The 18,248-nt window shown below is 75.9% G+C and carries 17 protein-coding genes; 14 read left to right on the top strand and 3 right to left on the bottom strand.

Features of this window, described 5'->3' with window-relative positions; translation table 11 throughout:
- The first annotated feature begins 168 nt into the window (after positions 1-168).
- Genes ACFUMH_RS03530 through ACFUMH_RS03495 form a run of 8 tightly spaced genes read left to right on the top strand, consistent with a single transcriptional unit; the run spans position 169 to position 7,653 of the window.
- Positions 169-1,830 (top strand): nitrite/sulfite reductase, encoded by a 1,662-nt coding sequence (locus ACFUMH_RS03530; protein WP_378200481.1) that lies wholly within the window; start codon positions 169-171, stop codon positions 1,828-1,830.
- Entirely contained in the window at positions 1,827-1,988 is a 162-nt protein-coding gene (locus ACFUMH_RS03525) for a hypothetical protein (RefSeq protein ID WP_378200478.1), read from the top strand. The genes ACFUMH_RS03530 and ACFUMH_RS03525 overlap by 4 nt, the downstream gene beginning before the upstream one ends.
- Positions 1,985-2,704: a phosphoadenylyl-sulfate reductase gene (locus ACFUMH_RS03520; protein WP_378200475.1), complete on the top strand. Its 720-nt coding sequence runs from the start codon at positions 1,985-1,987 to the stop codon at positions 2,702-2,704. Before ACFUMH_RS03525 ends, ACFUMH_RS03520 begins: the two co-directional genes overlap by 4 nt.
- The gene (gene cysD, locus ACFUMH_RS03515) at positions 2,701-3,636 is read left to right on the top strand and encodes a sulfate adenylyltransferase subunit CysD (protein WP_378200472.1); all 936 of its coding nucleotides are present in this window, start codon (positions 2,701-2,703) and stop codon (positions 3,634-3,636) included. The genes ACFUMH_RS03520 and cysD overlap by 4 nt, the downstream gene beginning before the upstream one ends.
- Entirely contained in the window at positions 3,636-5,084 is a 1,449-nt protein-coding gene (locus ACFUMH_RS03510; protein WP_378200469.1) for a sulfate adenylyltransferase subunit 1, read from the top strand. The genes cysD and ACFUMH_RS03510 overlap by 1 nt, the downstream gene beginning before the upstream one ends.
- The gene (gene cobA, locus ACFUMH_RS03505; protein ID WP_378200466.1) at positions 5,081-6,301 is read left to right on the top strand and encodes a uroporphyrinogen-III C-methyltransferase; all 1,221 of its coding nucleotides are present in this window, start codon (positions 5,081-5,083) and stop codon (positions 6,299-6,301) included. Before ACFUMH_RS03510 ends, cobA begins: the two co-directional genes overlap by 4 nt.
- 9 nt (positions 6,302-6,310) lie before the next feature.
- Entirely contained in the window at positions 6,311-7,171 is an 861-nt protein-coding gene (locus ACFUMH_RS03500; protein ID WP_378200463.1) for a dihydrofolate reductase family protein, read from the top strand.
- The gene (locus ACFUMH_RS03495; RefSeq protein WP_378200460.1) at positions 7,168-7,653 is read left to right on the top strand and encodes a hypothetical protein; all 486 of its coding nucleotides are present in this window, start codon (positions 7,168-7,170) and stop codon (positions 7,651-7,653) included. The genes ACFUMH_RS03500 and ACFUMH_RS03495 overlap by 4 nt, the downstream gene beginning before the upstream one ends.
- A gap of 70 nt (positions 7,654-7,723) precedes the next feature.
- Here the strand turns inward: ACFUMH_RS03495 and ACFUMH_RS03490 are convergent, their stop codons facing one another.
- The 3 genes from ACFUMH_RS03490 to gndA are packed head-to-tail and all read right to left on the bottom strand — an operon-like array spanning position 7,724 to position 11,165.
- On the bottom strand, positions 7,724-8,443 hold the full coding sequence (locus ACFUMH_RS03490; RefSeq protein WP_378200457.1) for an aspartate/glutamate racemase family protein: 720 nt from the start codon (positions 8,441-8,443) through the stop codon (positions 7,724-7,726).
- Positions 8,440-9,714, bottom strand: coding sequence for a carboxylate--amine ligase (locus tag ACFUMH_RS03485; RefSeq protein ID WP_378200454.1), 1,275 nt, complete (start codon positions 9,712-9,714; stop codon positions 8,440-8,442). Before ACFUMH_RS03485 ends, ACFUMH_RS03490 begins: the two co-directional genes overlap by 4 nt.
- Complete coding sequence (gndA, locus tag ACFUMH_RS03480) at positions 9,711-11,165, bottom strand: NADP-dependent phosphogluconate dehydrogenase (RefSeq protein ID WP_378200451.1); 1,455 nt, start codon at positions 11,163-11,165, stop codon at positions 9,711-9,713. The genes ACFUMH_RS03485 and gndA overlap by 4 nt, the downstream gene beginning before the upstream one ends.
- Before the next feature lie 164 nt (positions 11,166-11,329).
- Between gndA and ACFUMH_RS03475 the strand changes: the two genes are divergently transcribed.
- From ACFUMH_RS03475 to ACFUMH_RS03450, 6 genes are all read left to right on the top strand, one after another.
- A complete protein-coding gene (locus ACFUMH_RS03475; RefSeq protein ID WP_378200448.1) occupies positions 11,330-11,911 on the top strand; it encodes a DUF3000 domain-containing protein in 582 nt (193 codons plus the stop codon).
- Between the two features lie 163 nt (positions 11,912-12,074).
- Positions 12,075-12,605 carry a response regulator transcription factor gene (locus ACFUMH_RS03470; RefSeq protein ID WP_378200445.1) on the top strand — a complete coding sequence of 177 codons (531 nt, stop codon included), beginning with the start codon at positions 12,075-12,077 and terminating at the stop codon, positions 12,603-12,605.
- A 104-nt stretch (positions 12,606-12,709) separates the two neighbouring features.
- Positions 12,710-13,972, top strand: a complete 1,263-nt coding sequence (locus tag ACFUMH_RS03465) for an HRDC domain-containing protein (RefSeq protein WP_378200442.1) — start codon at positions 12,710-12,712, stop codon at positions 13,970-13,972.
- Positions 13,973-14,109: 137 nt separating this feature from the next.
- On the top strand, positions 14,110-15,327 hold the full coding sequence (locus ACFUMH_RS03460; RefSeq protein ID WP_378200439.1) for a thiolase family protein: 1,218 nt from the start codon (positions 14,110-14,112) through the stop codon (positions 15,325-15,327).
- Positions 15,324-17,450 (top strand): 3-hydroxyacyl-CoA dehydrogenase NAD-binding domain-containing protein, encoded by a 2,127-nt coding sequence (locus tag ACFUMH_RS03455; RefSeq protein ID WP_378200436.1) that lies wholly within the window; start codon positions 15,324-15,326, stop codon positions 17,448-17,450. The genes ACFUMH_RS03460 and ACFUMH_RS03455 overlap by 4 nt, the downstream gene beginning before the upstream one ends.
- Before the next feature lie 124 nt (positions 17,451-17,574).
- Positions 17,575-18,246 (top strand): maleylpyruvate isomerase N-terminal domain-containing protein, encoded by a 672-nt coding sequence (locus ACFUMH_RS03450; RefSeq protein ID WP_378200433.1) that lies wholly within the window; start codon positions 17,575-17,577, stop codon positions 18,244-18,246.
- Positions 18,247-18,248: the final 2 nt, after the last annotated feature.

Raw genomic sequence — 18,248 nt, 5'->3', positions numbered from 1 at the left:
GTCGGTGCTGTCGCGCCGCCGCGGTCCCGTGCGCGTGCTGTCCGCGGAACCGCTGACCCCGCCCCGTCCCCTCCTGCACGGGCGCGTGGTCCGCGTCCGGTGCACACGACTCCCCCGTCGTGCGGACGCGCGAGCACGCCCCGAGATCCTCCCGAAAGGTGGCGCCCCGTGGCGCAGACACCCGTCGTGGCTCCCCCGAAGCGCCCCGAGGGCCAGTGGGCCTTCGGCCAGCGCGAGCCGCTGAACGCCAACGAGAAGTTCAAGGCCGAGGACGACGGCCTCAACGTCCGGCACCGCATCGAGACCGTCTACGCCCGCGAGGGCTTCGCGTCGATCCCGGGCGAGGACCTGCGCGGCCGCATGCGCTGGTGGGGCCTGTACACCCAGCGCAAGCCCGGCATCGACGGCGGCCGCACCGCGACGCTCGAGCCGCACGAGCTCGACGACGAGTACTTCATGCTGCGCGTCCGCTGCGACGGCGGCGCGCTGTCCGTGCCGCAGCTGCGGGCGATCGCCGACGTCTCGACGACCTTCGGGCGCGGCACCGCCGACATCACCGACCGGCAGAACATCCAGCTGCACTGGGTGCGCATCGAGGACGTCCCCGAGATCTGGCGCCGCCTGGAGGCGGTCGGCCTCAGCACGCAGGAGGCCTGCGGCGACACCCCGCGCGTCGTGCTCGGCTCCCCCGTCGCCGGGGTCGCGAAGGACGAGATCATCGACGGCACGCCCGCCGTCGAGGAGATCACGCGCCGGTTCATCGGCGACCCCGCCTTCTCCAACCTCCCGCGCAAGTTCAAGACCGCGATCAGCGGCTCGCCGCACCACGACGTGGCGCACGAGATCAACGACGTCTCGTTCGTCGGCGTCGTGCACCCCGAGCTGGGGCCGGGCTTCGACCTGTGGGTGGGCGGGGCGCTGTCGACGAACCCGAAGCTGGCGGTGCGGCTCGGCGCGTTCGTCACGCTCGCGCAGGTGCCCGAGGTGTGGGCCGGCGTGACCGGGATCTTCCGCGACTACGGCTACCGCCGCCTGCGCAACCGCGCCCGCCTGAAGTTCCTCGTCGCCGACTGGGGTGCGCAGGTGTTCCGGGACGTGCTCGAGCGCGAGTACCTCGGGTACGCCCTCCCCGACGGGCCCGAGCCGCCCCCGCCGCCGTCCGGCCGGCGCGACCACGTCGGCGTGCACGAGCAGGTCGACGGCCTGCGGTACGTGGGTGCGGCGCCGACCGTGGGCCGCGTGTCCGGCCCGCTCCTGGCCCAGGTCGCGGACCTGGCGGAGGCCGCCGGCTCCGACCGCGTCCGGCTCACGGTCGAGCAGAAGCTGGTCGTGCTCGACGTGCTGCCGGAGCGGGTCGACGCGCTGGTCGCAGGCCTCGAGGCCGTCGGCCTGCGGGTGCGTGCGGCGTCCACGTTCCGCCGCGGGACGATGGCGTGCACGGGCATCGAGTTCTGCAAGCTCGCGATCGTCGAGACGAAGGCGCGGGCGGCCGCGCTCGTCGACGAGCTCGAGCGCCGGATGCCGGACTTCGAGCAGCCCATCACCATCAACCTCAACGGGTGCCCGAACTCGTGCGCCCGCATCCAGGTGGCCGACATCGGCCTCAAGGGCGTCCTCGCACCGGACGGGACCGACGCGTACCAGGTGCACCTCGGCGGCGGCCTCGGTCTGACCAGCGGCCTCGGGCGCACCCTGCGCGGGCTGCGCGTGCCCGCCACCGAGCTGCCCGACTACGTCGAGCGCGTCACGCGCCGGTACGACGAGCAGCGCCTGGACGGCGAGCTGTTCGCCGAGTGGGCGCAGCGCGCGGACGAGGAGGACCTGCGATGAGCGGCGACGGCTCCGGGCAGCGGGCGGTGCCCTACTACTGCCCGTTCTGCGCCGGCGAGGACCTCTTCCCCGCCGGGGAGCGGCACGGCGAGTGGGAGTGCCGCACGTGCGCACGCGTCTTCGCGCTGCGGTTCGTCGGCCTGGCGGGTGCACGGTGAGCGCCGCGACCGGGCCCGTCACGGACCTGTCCCCCGACGCGCTGCGCGCCCTCGCCGAGCAGGCCGGCCGCGACCTGGAGGGCGCGCACCCGGCGGAGATCCTGCGCTGGGCGGCCGACCGGTTCGGCCGCGACCTCGTCGTGGCGTCCTCGATGGGCGACGAGGTGCTCGTCGACATCGCGGCGAAGGCCGTGCCGGGCATCGACGTGATCTTCCTCGACACGGGCTACCACTTCGCCGAGACGATCGGCACGCGCGACTACTACGCCGACTTCACCGACGTGCGGCTGCGGACCGTCCTGCCGCTCCTCACCGTCGAGCAGCAGGACGCCGCCCACGGCCCGCGCCTGCACGAGCGCGACCCGAACCTGTGCTGCGCGCTGCGCAAGGTCGAGCCGCTCGAGCGCGGCCTCGCGCCGTACGCCGCGTGGGTGACGGGCATGCGCCGCGAGGACGCCCCCACGCGCAGCGACATCGCCGTGGTCGGCTGGGACGCGAAGCGGTCGAAGGTGAAGCTCAACCCGCTCGCGGCCTGGACGCAGGACGACGTCGACGCCTACGTCGCCGAGCACCACGTCGTCCTCAACCCCCTGCGCGAGGCCGGGTACGCGTCGATCGGCTGCGCGCCGTGCACGCGGCCCGTCGCGGCGGGCGAGGACGCACGGGCCGGACGCTGGGCAGGCACGAACAAGACGGAATGCGGGCTGCACACATGACGACGACGACCACGACCCCGTCCGCCGCGGTGGGCGCGGGCCACCTCACCCAGCTCGACGCGCTCGAGTCCGAGGCCATCCACGTGATGCGCGAGGTCGCGGGCGAGTTCGAGCGGCCCGTGCTGCTGTTCTCGGGCGGCAAGGACTCGATCGTCATGCTGCACCTGGCGCGCAAGGCGTTCTGGCCCGCGCCCGTGCCGTTCACGGTCATGCACGTCGACACGGGGCACAACTTCCCCGAGGTCATCGCGTACCGGGACGCGACGGTCGCCGAGCACGGGCTGCGGCTCGTCGTGGCGAGCGTGCAGGACGCCATCGACGACGGCCGCGTCGTCGAGACGCCCGGCGGGTCGCGCAACCCGCTGCAGACCGTCCCGCTGCTCGACGCCATCACCGCGCACCGGTTCGACGCCGTGTTCGGCGGCGGGCGGCGCGACGAGGAGAAGGCGCGCGCGAAGGAGCGCATGTTCTCGCTGCGCGACGAGTTCGGGCAGTGGGACCCGCGCCGGCAGCGGCCCGAGCTGTGGGACCTGTACAACGGGCGGCACAAGGCGGGCGAGCACGTGCGCGTCTTCCCGCTGTCGAACTGGACCGAGCTCGACGTGTGGCGGTACATCGAGCGCGAGGAGATCCCGCTGCCGGAGATCTACTACGCGCACGAGCGCGACGTGTTCGCCCGCGACGGGATGTGGCTGACCGCCGGCGACTGGGGCGGTCCGCGGCCCGACGAGCTCGTCGAGCGCCGCACCGTGCGCTACCGCACGGTCGGCGACATGAGCTGCACGGGTGCGGTCGACTCGCACGCCGCGACGGTGGCCGAGGTCATCGCCGAGGTCGCGTCGAGCCGGCTCACCGAGCGGGGCGCGACGCGCGCCGACGACCGGGCCTCCGAGGCCGCCATGGAGGACCGCAAGCGCGAGGGGTACTTCTGATGGGCACGCAGACCACGACCGACGCCCGGCCGGCGCCCGCCGTCGACGGGGCCGCCGACCACGCGCAGCGGGACCTGCTGCGCCTGGCCACGGCCGGCTCGGTCGACGACGGCAAGAGCACGCTCATCGGCCGGCTGCTGTACGACACGAAGTCGGTGCTCGCGGACCAGCTGTCGGCCGTCGAGCGGGCCACCCGCGCCCGCGGTGGCGACGGCACGGCTGTCGACCTCGCGCTGCTCACCGACGGCCTGCGCGCCGAGCGCGAGCAGGGCATCACGATCGACGTCGCCTACCGCTACTTCTCGACGGCGCGGCGCGCGTTCGTCCTCGCCGACACCCCCGGGCACGTGCAGTACACGCGGAACATGGTCACGGGGGCCTCGACCGCGGAGCTCGCGATCGTCCTCGTCGACGCGCGCAAGGGCGTGCTCGAGCAGACCCGGCGGCACGCCGCGCTGACCGCGCTGCTCGGCGTCCCGCACGTCGTGCTCGCCGTGAACAAGATGGACCTCGTCGGGTTCGACGAGGCGACGTTCACGACGATCGCCCGCGAGTTCGCCGACTACGCGCGGGTGCTCGGGCTGCCGGACGTGCACGCGGTCCCGCTGTCCGCGCTCGACGGCGACAACGTCGTCCTGCGGTCGGACCGCACCCCCTGGTACGACGGCCCGACGCTGCTCGAGCTGCTCGAGCAGGTGCCCGTCGGGCGCGACGCCGCCGCGGAGCCGCTGCGCCTGCCCGTGCAGGTGGTCATCCGCCCCCGCACGCCCGAGCACCCGGACTACCGCGGGTACGCGGGCAAGGTCGCGTCGGGCGTCGTGCGGGTCGGCGACGAGCTGCGCGTCCTGCCGTCGGGCCGCACGAGCCGGGTCGTCGGCATCGACACGTTCGACGGGCCGCTCCAGCAGGCGGAGGCCCCGCGCTCGGTGACGGTGCGGCTGGCCGACGACCTCGACGTCGCGCGCGGCGACGTCCTGGTGCCGGCGGCCGAGGACGTGCGCACCGGCCAGGACCTCGTCGGCACGGTCTGCTGGCTCACCGAGCGGCGCTCGGTGGCGGGCGCGCGCCTGCTGGTGCGCACCGGCACCCGCACGGTGCGGGCGCTGCTGCGCGAGGTCGACGCCCGCCTCGACGTCGACACGCTGACCGTCGAGGAGTGGGACCCGGTCGACACCGTCCGCACCATCGACGCCACCGACACGTCGTCCGACGCCGCGCCCCGCTCCCTCGGCCTCAACGCGATCGGTCGCGTGCGGGTCCGCCTGGCGGAGCCGGTCGTCCTCGACGACTACGCCACGCACCGTCGCACGGGCGGGTTCCTGCTCGTCGACCCCGCCGACGGCAGCACGCTCGCCGCCGGCATGGTCGGCCCGACGCTGCTGGACCGGCTCGCGCCCGTGCGCGCCGACGAGCAGGACGACGACTGGCTCGCCGGGGCGGGGATATGACCGCGTCGCACCCGCTGCTCGTCGACGTCACGGGCCGGCGGGTCGTCGTCGTCGGCGGCGGTCCCGTCGCCGCCCGGCGCGCGCGCGGCCTGCTCGCCGACGGCGCCGACGTGCACGTCGTCGCGCCGGCGCTGTGCGAGGAGCTCGCCGACCTCGTCGCCGCGGGCGCCGCCGGCTGGCAGCCCCGCGAGTACGCGACGGGCGACCTCGACGGCGCCTGGCTCGTGCACACCGCGACGGGCGACCGCCGCACGGACGACGCCGTCGCCGCCGACGCCGAGGCCGCGCGCACCTGGTGCGTGCGCGCCGACGACGCCACCGCGTCGACCGCCTGGACGCCCGCCGTCGCGCGCGCCGGCGACGTCACCGTGGCGGTCACCGCCGGCGGCGACCCGCGGCGCTCGCGCGCCGTCCGCGCCGCCGTGCAGGGCCTGCTCGACGCCGGCGCGCTGCCCGTGCGCCGGCACCGCGCCGGGCCCGGTCGCGTGTCGCTCGTCGGCGGCGGGCCCGGCGACCCGGGGCTCATCACGACACGCGGCCGGCGCGCGCTCGCCGAGGCCGACGTCGTCGTCGTCGACCGGCTCGCGCCGCGGGCGCTGCTCGAGGAGCTCGAGGCCGGCGTCGAGGTCGTCGAGGCGGGCAAGGCGCCGCACGCGCACACGCTGACCCAGGACGAGATCAACCGCCTGCTCGTCGAGCGCGCGCAGGCCGGCCAGCGGGTCGTGCGGCTCAAGGGCGGCGACCCGTTCGTCCTCGGCCGCGGCGGCGAGGAGCTCCAGGCCTGCCGCGAGGCCGGCGTGGAGGTCGAGGTCGTCCCCGGCGTGACGAGCGCGATCGCCGTGCCCGCCGCCGCGGGCGTCCCGGTGACGCACCGCCACGTCGCGCGCCAGGTGACGATCGTCTCGGCGCACGACGCCGCGACGGACTGGGAGACGCTCGCCCGCCTGCAGGGCACGCTCGTGCTGCTCATGGGCGTGGCCCGCATCGGCGACCACATGGACCGCCTGCGCGCGCACGGCCTCGACCCGGCGACGCCCGTCGCCGTCGTGGAGGACGGGACGCTGCCCACGCAGCGGACCACGCTCGGGACCGTCGCCGACATCGCGGCCCGCGCCGCGGAGGTCGGCGTGCGCAACCCGGCCGTCGTGGTCGTCGGCCGCGTCGCGGCGCTCGCCGAGGTCCTCGGCGGCGTCCCGGCCGCGGCGGCGACCCCCTAGCCTGACGGCGTGCCGCCCACCTACGACCTCCTGCTCCCCCGCGACCGCGCCGGCGCCCTGCCCCCGCGGGACGGCGAGCCCGACCTGCTCGCCCTGTTCGCCGACGCGGAGGGCCCCGGACGTCCGCACGTGCGGGCCAACATGGTGGGCACGCTCGACGGCGGCGGGGTCGGGCCCGACGGACGCTCGGCGACCATCAGCAGCCCGGCCGACCGGCGGCTGTTCCGCGTGCTCCGCGCGCTGGCGGACGTCGTGCTCGTCGGCGCCGGGACGGTCCGCGCCGAGGGGTACCGCGAGATCCCGGTGGCCGGCCACCTGCGCGACGCGCGCGCCGCGCTGGGCCGCGCCCCGCAGGTCGCGCTGGCGGTCGTCACCCGCCGCGGCGACGTGCCGGCCGACGTGCGTCCCGGCGGCCGGCCGCCGTTCGTCGTCACGGGCCCCGAGGGACAGGACGCCGCGACGCGCGCCGTCGGCGCGGACCGCGTGCTCGCCGTGCCGGCACGGGACGGCGAGCTGGACCTGGCCGCGGCGCTCGCCGCGCTGGGTGCGCGCGGGCTGCGGCACGTGCTCACGGAGGGCGGTCCGGCGCTGCTCGGCGACCTGCTCGCCGCCGGGCTCGTCGACGAGCTGTGCCTGACGACGACCCCGCTGCTCGCGGGCCCGGGCGCGCCGGGGCTCCTGCACGGCGCGTACCGGCCGGACCCGCCGGCAGGTGCGCGTCTGCGGCACCTCCTGCACGCCGACGGGACGCTGCTCGCGCGCTGGGACCTCGCCGCGGCCCGGTCCGGCGGCGCCGTGCCGGGCACGGTCACGGGCGGCGACGCCGCGACCGGCGACGCGGCGGGCGCGCCCGTAGGCTCGGGCGCGTGACCGACACCATCCTGGTCCTCACCGAGGACACGCTCGCCGACGCCGACGTCCGCCACATCCTCGACCTGCACGCCGACGAGGAGCTCACCTACCGCGTGCTCGTGCCCGCCGACACCGACCGGCCCCTCGTGCCGTGGATCGTCGACGCGCTCAGCCTGGGCGAGCTGCGCGAGGCGTGGGACCGCGCGCTGGGCCGCGAGCCGAGCCGGACGCAGGCCCGTGCGACGGCGGAGGAGCAGATCGCGGGCAGCGTCGCCGCGTTCCTCGCCGCCGGGCGCGAGGCGAGCGGCCAGGTGACCGACGACGACCCGCTGCCCGCCCTGCGCACGGCCGTCGCCGGGGGCGACGTGCGGGAGGTCGTCGTGGTGACGTACCCGCACCTGGTCGAGGACACGTTCCACACCGACTGGGCGTCGCGCGCCCGCGAGGAGCTGCACGTCCCGGTGCTGCACCTGTACAGCGGGACGAGCGAGCTGGGCTGACGTCCCGGACGCCGACGCGAGGAGGGCGGGACCGGTGACGGTCCCGCCCTCCTCGTGCGTCGCCCGCACGTCAACCCGTGGCGTCGTCCCGTAGCCGGTGGCCCGACCGTACGACCGTGCGCCGCGCCAGCACGTCGAGCGAGTCGACGAGAAGCGGGTCCGCCAGCAGGTCGTGCTCGAGCGCGACGACGGACAGCTCGGTGCAGCCGAGCACGACGACGTCGGCGCCGCGGTCCGCGAGCCGCCCGGCGACGCCCCGCAGCGCGTCGACGTCCGCGGGCCGTCCCGCCTTCACCTGGTCGTAGATGATGCCCATCACGACGCGCTGGTCGTCCGCGTCCGGCTCGAGGACGGTGAGCCCGCGCTCCTCGGCCGCCCGCTGGTAGACGCCCGACGCGAGCGTCCCGCTCGTGGCGAGGAGCCCGACGGTCGACGTGCCCGGCCGCGCAGCGACCTCGTCGACCGTCTCGTGCACGATGCTGAGCACGGGGACGGTCACGGCCGCCGCCATCTCGTCCGTGAAGTGGTGCGCGGTGTTGCACGGCACGACGACGAAGTCGACGCCGAGCGCCTCGAGCCGCCGGGCGTCCGCGGCCATCACGGGACCGGGGTCGTCCGCGGAGTCGCCGAGGATGTAGGCGGTCCGGTCCGGGATCGACGCGTGCTGGAGCACGACCATGTCGACGTGGTCCTGGTCGCGGCCCGCGTCCGTGTGCCGGACGACGAGGTCGAGGAAGCTGACGGTGGCCGCCGGGCCCACGCCGCCGATGACCCCGACCTCGCCGCTCACGCGTCCGTCCCGCGTGCCGGCCACGGGTGGTACCGGCGGTACTTGCGCACCTGGTTGACCTGCGCCGCCGCCAGGTAGGCGAGGCGCCGCGGGTGGTTCTCGGCCCCGTACCACAGCGGGTTCGTCACCTGGCCGGAGCGCTGCAGCCCGCGCACCTGCGCCCGCACGGCGGGGTCGGTGACGTAACGGAGCAGCAGGCCCATCGGCAGCACCGTGTACAGGTGCGGCGCGGTGAGGTGGTCCGCCGCACCGTCCGGCAGCGGATCGAGGCCCTGCAGGTGCTCGCGCACGTACAGCTCCGCCGTGTTGCGCCCGCCCGCGGTGATGTAGAAGTTCGACCGCCCGAGCCGGGGGTTGAGCTCGAAGAACACCGTGCGCCCGTCGCGCGGGTCGTACTTGAGGTCGAAGTTCGCGTACCCCCGCCAGCCGAGGTGCTCGAGCAGGCGCCGCGCCTGGTCGGCGATCTCGGCGTCGTGCCCCGTGACGATGCCCGCGGGGTTGCCCAGCGCGCCGGGCGTGTGCTCCTCGAGCAGCACGTGGCCGAACGCCGAGAACCGGACCTTCCCGTCGGCGTCGACGTAGCACGTGAGGATCCGCATGCCCGAGTCGTCGCCCGGGATGAGGTCCTGCACGACGAACCGGCCCTGGTACCCCGAGACGCGCACGCGCTCGAGCAGGTCCGCCAGCTCCGCGGGCGAGTCGACGGTGAAGACCTTCTTCTTCCCCGGGAACTCGACCAGGTGGTACGCGGCGGTGTCGGCCGCCTTGGCGATGACCGGGAAGCGCAGCGCCGATGTGTCGGGCGTGCCGCCGGCCTGCACGTCGTGCACGACGGTCGCGGGGTGGTCGATGCCGAGCTCGGCGCACAGCTCGCCGAACAGCACCTTGTCCGTGACCCGGTCGAGGGTAGCGACGTCGACGTACGGGATCGTGTACAGGTCCTCGAGCTGCGCCCGGTTCTCCACGATCGTCCGCACGAGCCAGTCGGCGCTGCCGAGCAGGATGCGCCGGCGGTCCGGGTGCTGCGCGGCGACCGCCCGCAGCCGGGCGACGACGGTCGGGCCGTCGTCGATGCCCGGCTCCACGACCGCGTCGAGGATGCGCGAGTGCCGCGTCAGCCCCGTCGACACGGACGGGACGACGACCGACCGGACGCCGTACGCCTCGTGGAACGTGCGCGCGAGGCTGTACGCGCCGATGTCGCCGCCGAGGACCACGGGCAGCAGGTCCGGCAGCGGGACCTGCGCGCCCGTGGGACGACGGCCGCTCACTCGGCGGTCTCGGACCGGTCGCCCGACCACTCGGTGTGGAAGACGCCCTCGCGGTCCACCCGGCGGTACGTGTGCGCGCCGAAGAAGTCGCGCTGCGCCTGGATGAGGTTCGCCGGCAGGCGCTCGGCGCGCACGCCGTCGTAGTACGCGAGCGAGGAGGAGAACGCGGGCGTCGGGACGCCGTGCGTCGCCGCCGCGGCGACGACCCGCCGCCACGCGGCCACGCCGTTCGCGACGGCCTCCGTGAAGTACGGGTCGGCGAGCAGCAGCGGGAGGTCCGCGTCGCGCTCGTAGGCCTGCGTGATCCGGTCGAGGAACTTCGCGCGGATGATGCAGCCACCGCGCCAGATGCGGGCCATCGCGCCGCGGTCGATGTCCCAGCCGAACTCGCGCGAGGCCGCCGCGATCTGGTCGAAGCCCTGCGAGTAGGCGACGACCTTCGAGGCGTACAGCGCGAGACGGACGTCCTCGATGAACCGGCCCGGCTCGGGCACGTTCCACGCGACGGTGTCGGCCGGCAGGACGCCGCGGGCGGCCGCGCGCTGCGGTGCCGAGCCCGACAGGGCGCGCGCGAACGTCGCCTCCGCGATGCCGGTGATCGGCACGCCGAGGTCGAGCGCGTTCTGCACCGTCCAGCGGCCGGTGCCCTTCTGCTCGGCCGCGTCGGCGACGACGTCGACGAACGCCTGGCCCGTCGCGGCGTCGACGTGCTGCAGCACGTCGGCGGTGATCTCGATGAGGAACGACTCGAGGTCGCCCGTGTTCCAGGCCGCGAAGACCTCGCCGATCTCCTTCGCCGAGGCGCCGAGCCCGTTGCGCAGCAGGTCGTAGGCCTCGGCGATGAGCTGCATGTCGGCGTACTCGATGCCGTTGTGCACCATCTTGACGAAGTGGCCGGCGCCGCCGGGGCCCACGTAGGTGCAGCAGGGCACGCCGTCGACCTTGGCCGAGATCGCCTCGAGGATCGGGCCGAGCGACTCGTAGGACTCACGCGTGCCGCCGGGCATGATCGACGGGCCGTTGAGCGCGCCCTCCTCGCCGCCGGAGACGCCGGTGCCGACGAAGTGCAGGCCGAGCGCGCGCAGCGCCGCCTCGCGGCGGACCGTGTCCGGGAAGTGGGCGTTGCCCGCGTCCACGACGATGTCGCCGGGCTCGAGCAGCGGGACGAGCTCGTCGATCACCGCGTCGGTCGCCGGGCCGGCCTTGACCATGATGACGACCTTGCGCGGGCGCTCGAGCGCGGCGACGAAGTCGGCCATGGACTCGGTCGCCACGAACGTGCCGTCGGCGGCGTGCTCGGCCACCAGCGACTGCGTGCGGGCGAAGGTGCGGTTGTGCACGGCCACGGTGTAGCCGTGGCGAGCGAAGTTCCGCGCGAGGTTGCGGCCCATCACCGCCAGTCCGGTCACACCGATCTGCGCGGTGCCCAGGTCAGACGCGGGGACAGACATCACGGGACTCCTTCGAGGCGAGGGTGCACCCGCGCCCGCCGGCCCTGGGCCGGCGCCGCGACGCGGACGTGCGGTGACGGGAGTCGAGACTAGTCGGACGAACGGCGCGCACCCTCCGGCGTGCCGGACGTCGAGACGACGCCCGCCGCCCTACTCTCACCGGCGTGACCCCCGCCGGACCCGACGACGTCCCCGCCGAGTTCGTGCGGGCGCTGCGGTCGCTGCGCGCGGTGCCCGTCCGCCCCGAGGTCGTCCTCGACGAGGTGCCCGGCCCCGCCCGCATCGCCCCCTACTCCGCCGCGCTGACCGCCGAGGTCCGCACGGCGCGCCGCTCCGTGGCGGCCGAGGACCTGGCGTCGGGCCGGTTCGTGGTGCTGTACGACCCGCAGGGCCAGGAGGCGTGGGAGGGCTCGTTCCGGCTCGTCACGCTCGTGCGCGCCGCCCTCGAGCCCGAGGTCGGCGCCGACCCGCTGCTCGCCGAGGTCGCGTGGACGTGGTTCGGCGACGCGCTCGCGTCGGCGGGCGTCGACCCGCACGCCACCGGCGGCACCGTCACGCGCGTGCTGTCGCAGAGCTTCGGCGCGCTCGAGCGGCGCGAGGAGCAGACCGAGCTGGAGATCCGCGCGTCGTGGACGGCGTGGGACGAGGACCTGGCGCCGCACCTGACGGCGTGGACGACGCTGCTGTGCACCGCGGCGGGGCTGCCGCCGCTGCCCGACGGCGTCGTGCCGCTGCCGCGCCGCTGACCTCGTCCGGTCACCCCTTCGCGGGACCGCCGTCCGCGGTACGGACACGGGGCGGCGGGCAGATCCGCCCAGACCCGCCGCAACCCACCCGCGGACCGGCGCGCGGCGCCCCCGGAGCCGGCCGGCGCTCAAGTCCCCCGGACGGGCTGCCGATCCACTGGGCGTGACCATCGAGCCGCTGCGACGCGACGTCCGCGAGATCTCGGCCCGCCGCGCGCCCGGCGCCGCCCAGGTCCCCACGGTCCGCCGGCCTCTCCAGGCGGCCCCGGCCCGCAACCCCATGTGCGTCGTGGTGACGCAGATTGGCGACGGCGAGGGCGAGGCCCTGGTGCGGACGCTGCGCCGGCGCGGCGCCGCGCGCGTCGTCGTCCTCGCCCGTCGCGCCGGGCGCGCCGAGCTGCGCACGCTGCTCGCGGGCGGCCTGCGCGGCGGCGTCGCGGCGAGCACCGACGTCGCGTCGGCGGTGCGGGCGACGCCCCCGCCGCCGCCCGCCCCCGTGGCGGACCTGTCGGCGCGCGAGCTCAGCGTCCTGGCGCGCGTGGCGGAGGGCCGCACCAACCGCCTCATCGGCGAGGAGCTCGGCCTGTCGGCGCTCACCGTCAAGAGCCACCTCGCGCGCATCTCGCGCAAGCTCGGCACGGGCGACCGCGCCGAGCTTGTCGCCATCGCGATCCGCAACCGGCTGATCGACTGACCCGCCGCGGGGTGGTGCCCGACGCGACGGCGGTGACGCACGCCGCAGGCGACGCGTCACCCGCCTGCGCGGCGGTCCGCCCGCCGTCGCCTACGGTGGACGTCATGGACCTCGACACGTCACCCGGCGTTCCCGGTCCGGACGACGCGCGGCCGGACCCGGAGGCGCGTCCCGTCGTCCCGCTGCTCGAGCCGGCCGAGGGCGTCCCGCCGGTCGTCGACACCCCCGCGGCCCTGGCCGCGGTCGTCGAGGCGTTCGGCGCCGGCACGGGCCCCGTGGCCGTCGACGCGGAGCGCGCGTCCGGCTACCGGTACGGGCAGCGCACCTACCTGGTGCAGCTGCGCCGCGAGGACGCCGGCACGGCGCTGGTCGACCCGGTCGCGCTGCCGGACCTGTCGGTGCTGTCCGAGGCGCTCGTCGGCGTCGAGTGGGTGCTGCACGCGGCGTCCCAGGACCTGCCCGGCCTCGCCGAGCAGGGCATGCGGCCGAGCCGCGTCTTCGACACCGAGCTGGCCGCGCGGCTGCTCGGCATGGAGCGCGTGGGCCTCGCGGCGGTCGTCGCGGACACGCTCGGCCTGGGGCTCGCGAAGGAGCACTCGGCCGTCGACTGGTCGACCCGGCCGCTGCCCGCGGAGTGGCTGCGGTACGCGGCGCTCGACGTCGAGGTGCTCGTGGAGGTCCGCCAGGTCCTCGCCGAGCGGCTCGCCGAGCAGGGCAAGGCGGAGTGGGCGCGCCAGGAGTTCGAGGCCGTCCGGCTCGCACCGCCCCCCGCGCCGCGGACGGACCCGTGGCGCCGCGTGTCCGGCCTGCACACGCTGCGGGAGCCGCGCCGCCTCGCGGTGGTCCGCGAGCTCTACGCGACGCGCGACAAGAACGCGCGCGAGCGGGACATCTCCCCCGGCCGCGTGCTCCCCGACGCGGCGATCGTGGCCGCGGCGCACGCGCTGCCGCGCACCGTCGGGCAGCTGGTCGCCCTCCCGGCGTTCGCCGGCAAGGGCACGCGCCGGCGCGCCGCGCTGTGGCAGTCCGCGATCGACCGCGCGGTCGCGCTGCCCGACAGCGCGCTGCCGTCGGCCCGCGGCCCGGCGAGCGACGGTCCCCCGCCGCCGCGCGCGTGGGCCGACCGCGACCCGGCGGCCGCCCGCCGCCTGACGGCCGCGCGCACCGTGGTGGGCGCCCTGTCGGAGCAGTGGTCCGTGCCGGTCGAGAACCTGCTGCAGCCGGACCTCCTGCGCCGGGTGTGCTGGTCCCCGCCGCAGCCGGCGGACGCCGCCGCGGTTGCGGAGGCGCTCCGGGCCGGTGGCGCGCGCGAGTGGCAGGTCGAGCTCGTCGCGGAGCGGCTGGCCGAGGCGTTCGCGACCCCCTGACCGGCGCGGTCGTCCCCCGCCGGCGCGGGGAGCCGCTGTTACTCTTGAGTAACTTCGCGCGTCCGGGGACGATGGTCCCTGCACGCCCCGGGCCCCGCCGGGCGCCCACCGGACACCGCCGTCCCGCAGGAGGACCGATGCCGACCTCGTCCCCGCCCACCGTCCGCCGCGTCGTGTTCGTCGACGGCGTGCGCACCCCCTTCGGCCGCGCCCGCAAGGACGGCCTCTACGCCCACACGCGCGCCGACGACCTCGCCGTGAAGACCGTCCGCGAGCTGCTGCGCCGCCACCCGCAGCTGCCGCCGGAGCGCGTCGACGACGTGGCGCTCGCCGCGACGACGCAGCAGGGCGACCAGGGGCTCACGCTCGGCCGCACCGTCGCGATGCTGTCCGGGCTGCCGCCGACCGTGCCCGGTTTCGCGATCGACCGCATGTGCGCGGGCGCGATGACCGCCGTCACCACCACCGCCGCCGCGATCGGCGTCGGCGCGCAGGACGTCACGATCGCGGGCGGCGTCGAGCACATGGGCCACCACCCGATGGGCTTCGACGCCGACCCGAACCCGCGGTTCATGGCCGAGCGGCTCGTCGCCGCCGACGCGCTCAACATGGGCGTCACCGCGGAGAACCTGCACGACCGCTTCCCCGGGCTGACCCGCGAGCGCGCCGACGCGTACGGCGTCGCCAGCCAGGAGAAGTACGCCGCGGCGCTGGCCGCCGGCCGGATCGACCCCGACCTCGTGCCCGTCGCGCTGCGCGACCCGGAGCACGGCTGGGGCCTCGCGACGGCCGACGAGCCGCCGCGTCCCGGCACGACCGTCGAGGCGATCGCCGGGCTCCCGACGCCGTTCCGTCCCGGCGGGCGCGTCACCGCGGGCACGTCGGCGCCGCTCACCGACGGCGCCGCCTCGTGCCTGCTCGCGGCGGAGGACGTCGCCGAGGAGCTCGGGCTGCCGGTGCGGATGCGCATGGTGTCGTTCGCGTACGCGGGCGTCGAGCCCGAGGTCATGGGCCTGGGGCCCGTGCCGGCGACGGAGAAGGCGCTCGCGCGCGCCGGCCTGACGATCGACGACATCGGGCTGATCGAGATCAACGAGGCCTTCGCGGTGCAGGTGCTCTCGTTCCTCGACGCGTTCGGCATCGCCGACGACGACCCGCGCGTGAACCCCTACGGCGGCGCGATCGCCGTCGGCCACCCGCTGGCCTCCTCCGGCGTGCGCCTCATGACGCAGCTCGCCCGGCAGTTCGAGGAGCGCCCCGAGGTCCGCTACGGGCTGACGACGATGTGCGTCGGCCTCGGTCAGGGCGGCACGGTCGTCTGGGAGAACCCCCACTTCACGGAGGACGCGCGATGAGCACGAGCACGCCCGCACCCCGCCCCGAGCGCGTCACGCACGCGCACGTCCGCGACGTCCGCCTGCCCGGTGGGCTCGGCACGCTCGCCCTCGTGACGGTCGACAACGGCCTCGACCACACCAAGCCGACGACGTTCGGCCCGCAGGGCGTCGCGGAGCTGACCGCCACGCTCACCGCGGTCCGCGAGCGCGTGGACGCCGGCGAGGTCGCCGCGGTCGCCGTCACCGGCAAGCCGTACTACCTGGCCGCCGGCGCGGACCTCACGCAGGTCGCGGGCGTGACGAGCCGCGAGCAGGCGCTCGAGCTCGGGCGCGGGGGGCATGCCGCGTACCGGCTGCTGAACGACATGGGCGTGCCGACGTTCGCGTTCGTCAACGGCGCCGCCCTGGGGGGCGGGTTCGAGCTGGCCCTCGCGTGCGACTACCGGACGGCCGCCGCCGACGTCCGTGCGCTGGCGCTGCCGGAGACGGGTCTCGGGCTCGTGCCCGGGTGGGGCGGGGCGTACCGGGTGCCGCGGCTCGTCGGCATCGAGAAGGCGCTCGAGGTCGTGCTCACGCGCCCCGCGGCGAACAAGCCGTACACGGCGGCGCAGGCCGCGCAGGCCGGGCTCGTCGACGTCGTGCTCGACGCGGCGGACTTCCTCGAGGAGTCCGTGCGGTGGGCGGCGCGCGTGCTCGACGGCACGGTCGTCGTGGAGCGCCGTCCGCTCGACGACGCGGCGACGTGGCAGGCGGTCACGGCCGCCGCCCGCGAGCGCCTGGACGCGACCGTGCACGGCTCACGCCCGGCGCCGTACCGTGCGCTGGAGCTGCTCGCCGCAGCGCGCGACACGGAGGTCGACGCGGCGTACGCCGCCGAGGACGAGGCGCTCGCCGACCTCATCATGAGCGACGAGATGCGCGCGAGCGTGTACGCGTTCGGGCTGGTGTCGGGCGGCAAGAAGCCCGAGGGCGCCCCGGACCGGTCGCTCGCGCAGCCCGTCACGCGCGTGGGCGTCGTCGGCGCGGGCCTCATGGCGTCGCAGATCGCCGTGCTCTTCGCGCAGCGGCTCGGCGTGCCGGTCGTCCTGCGGGACATCGACCAGGCGCGCGTCGACCACGGCCTCGCCGCGGTGCGGCAGCAGGTGGAGCGGCTCGTCACGTCGGGCCGGATGACGTCGGACGCGGGTGCCCGCATCACCGCGTCCGTCACCGGCTCGACCGAGCTGTCGGTGTTCGCGGGCTGCGACCTCGTCATCGAGGCCGTCACCGAGGTCCTCGACCTGAAGAAGCGCGTGTTCGCGGAGCTCGAGCAGGTCGTCGGCCCCGACACGGTGCTGGCGACGAACACCTCCGCGCTGTCCGTGACCCGCATGGCCGCCGACCTGCAGCACCCGGAGCGCGTCGTCGGCCTGCACTTCTTCAACCCGGTGGGTGCGATGCCGCTCGTCGAGGTCGTGCGCGCCGAGCGCACGTCCGACGCGGCGCTCGCGACGGGCTTCGCCGTGGCGCAGACGCTGCGCAAGACGGCCGTCCTCGTGGCGGACCGGCCCGGGTTCGTGGTCAACCGGCTGCTCGTGCTGCTGCTGGGGAAGATCGTCGAGGCGGTCGAGCAGGGCACGCCCGTCGAGGTCGCGGACCGCGCGCTCGACCCGCTGGGCCTGCCGATGCCACCGTTCGAGCTGTTCGACCTCGTCGGACCGGCCGTCGGGCTGCACGTGCTGACGTCGCTGCGCGAGGACCTGGGCGACCGGTTCCCGCGCTCCCCCGGGCTCGAGAAGCTCGTCGCGGACGGCACGTCCGTCGTGCGGCCGGCGCCCGCCAAGGGGCTGCCCAAGCGCGTCGACCCGGCCGTGCAGGCGGTGTTCGACGCGGCGCGCGAGACGCCGGCGCAGGGGACGCCACACGACGAGGCCGGCGTGCTCGACGCCGTCCTCACGGCCCTCACGGTCGAGATCGGGCACATGCTCGACGAGGGGGTCGTGGCGACGCCGCAGCAGGTCGACCTCTGCATGATCCTCGGCGCCGGGTGGGGCTTCCACCTCGGCGGGATCACGCCGTACCTGGACCGCACGGGCTACAGCGAGCGCGTGCTGGGCCGCCGCCTCCTCCCGGACGGCGTGGCGAACGTCCCCGGTCGCTGACGTCGACGCACGTCCGTCCTCCCCGCGACCTCGGCACGTTCCCGCGACCTCGCGGCGGGGTGTCCGCCCAGGGCCTCCCAGGACGTGCTTGCGACGGCGCGCGGTGCTGCGCCAGGGTGACGCCGTGACCGTGACGCTGCCGCCCCTGACGTTCGCCGACGCCCTCGACCGCTCCGCCGTCGTGGCGGCGACGCACGAGGTCGCCGCGCTCGTCGCGCGGCCGGAGGTCGTCGACTCGTGGGACGCCGAGTCGTCCTGCGCGGGCATGAGCGTCGGTGCGCTCGCACACCACCTCGCCCTGCAGCCCCGTCGCGTCGTCGAGGTGCTCACCGCACCCGCGCCCGCGCCCGACGCGCCGCTCGTGACCGTCGACGCGCACTACGGCAACGCGGTGTGGATCCAGGAGGACCTCGACGGGCCGTCGAACGTCGGGGTCCGGACCCGCTCGCAGGAGGCCGCCGCCGAGGGACCGGCCGCGGTCGACGGCATGCTCGCGGCGACCCTCGCCGGCCTCGACGCCGCCCTCGCCGGCGCGGCGCGCACGGTCCTGGTCCCGTGGACGGGTGCGGCGATGGCCACGGACGACTTCCTCGTGACGCGGCTGCTGGAGATGGTCGTGCACGCCGACGACCTCGCCTCGAGCGTGGACCTGCCCACGCCCGAACTCCCGGCGGGCGCCGTCGTCCCGGTGCTGCACACCCTCACCGACCTCGCGGTGCGCCGGCACGGCCAGGCGGCCCTCGTGCGCACCCTCAGCCGCCCGCAGCGCGCGCCCGCGGACGTCAGCGCATTCTGACG

It is taken from the genome of Cellulomonas sp. NPDC057328 (assembly GCF_042667215.1).
Classification (GTDB): Bacteria; Actinomycetota; Actinomycetes; order Actinomycetales; family Cellulomonadaceae; genus Cellulomonas.
This window is presented reverse-complemented; position numbering and strand designations above follow the sequence as displayed.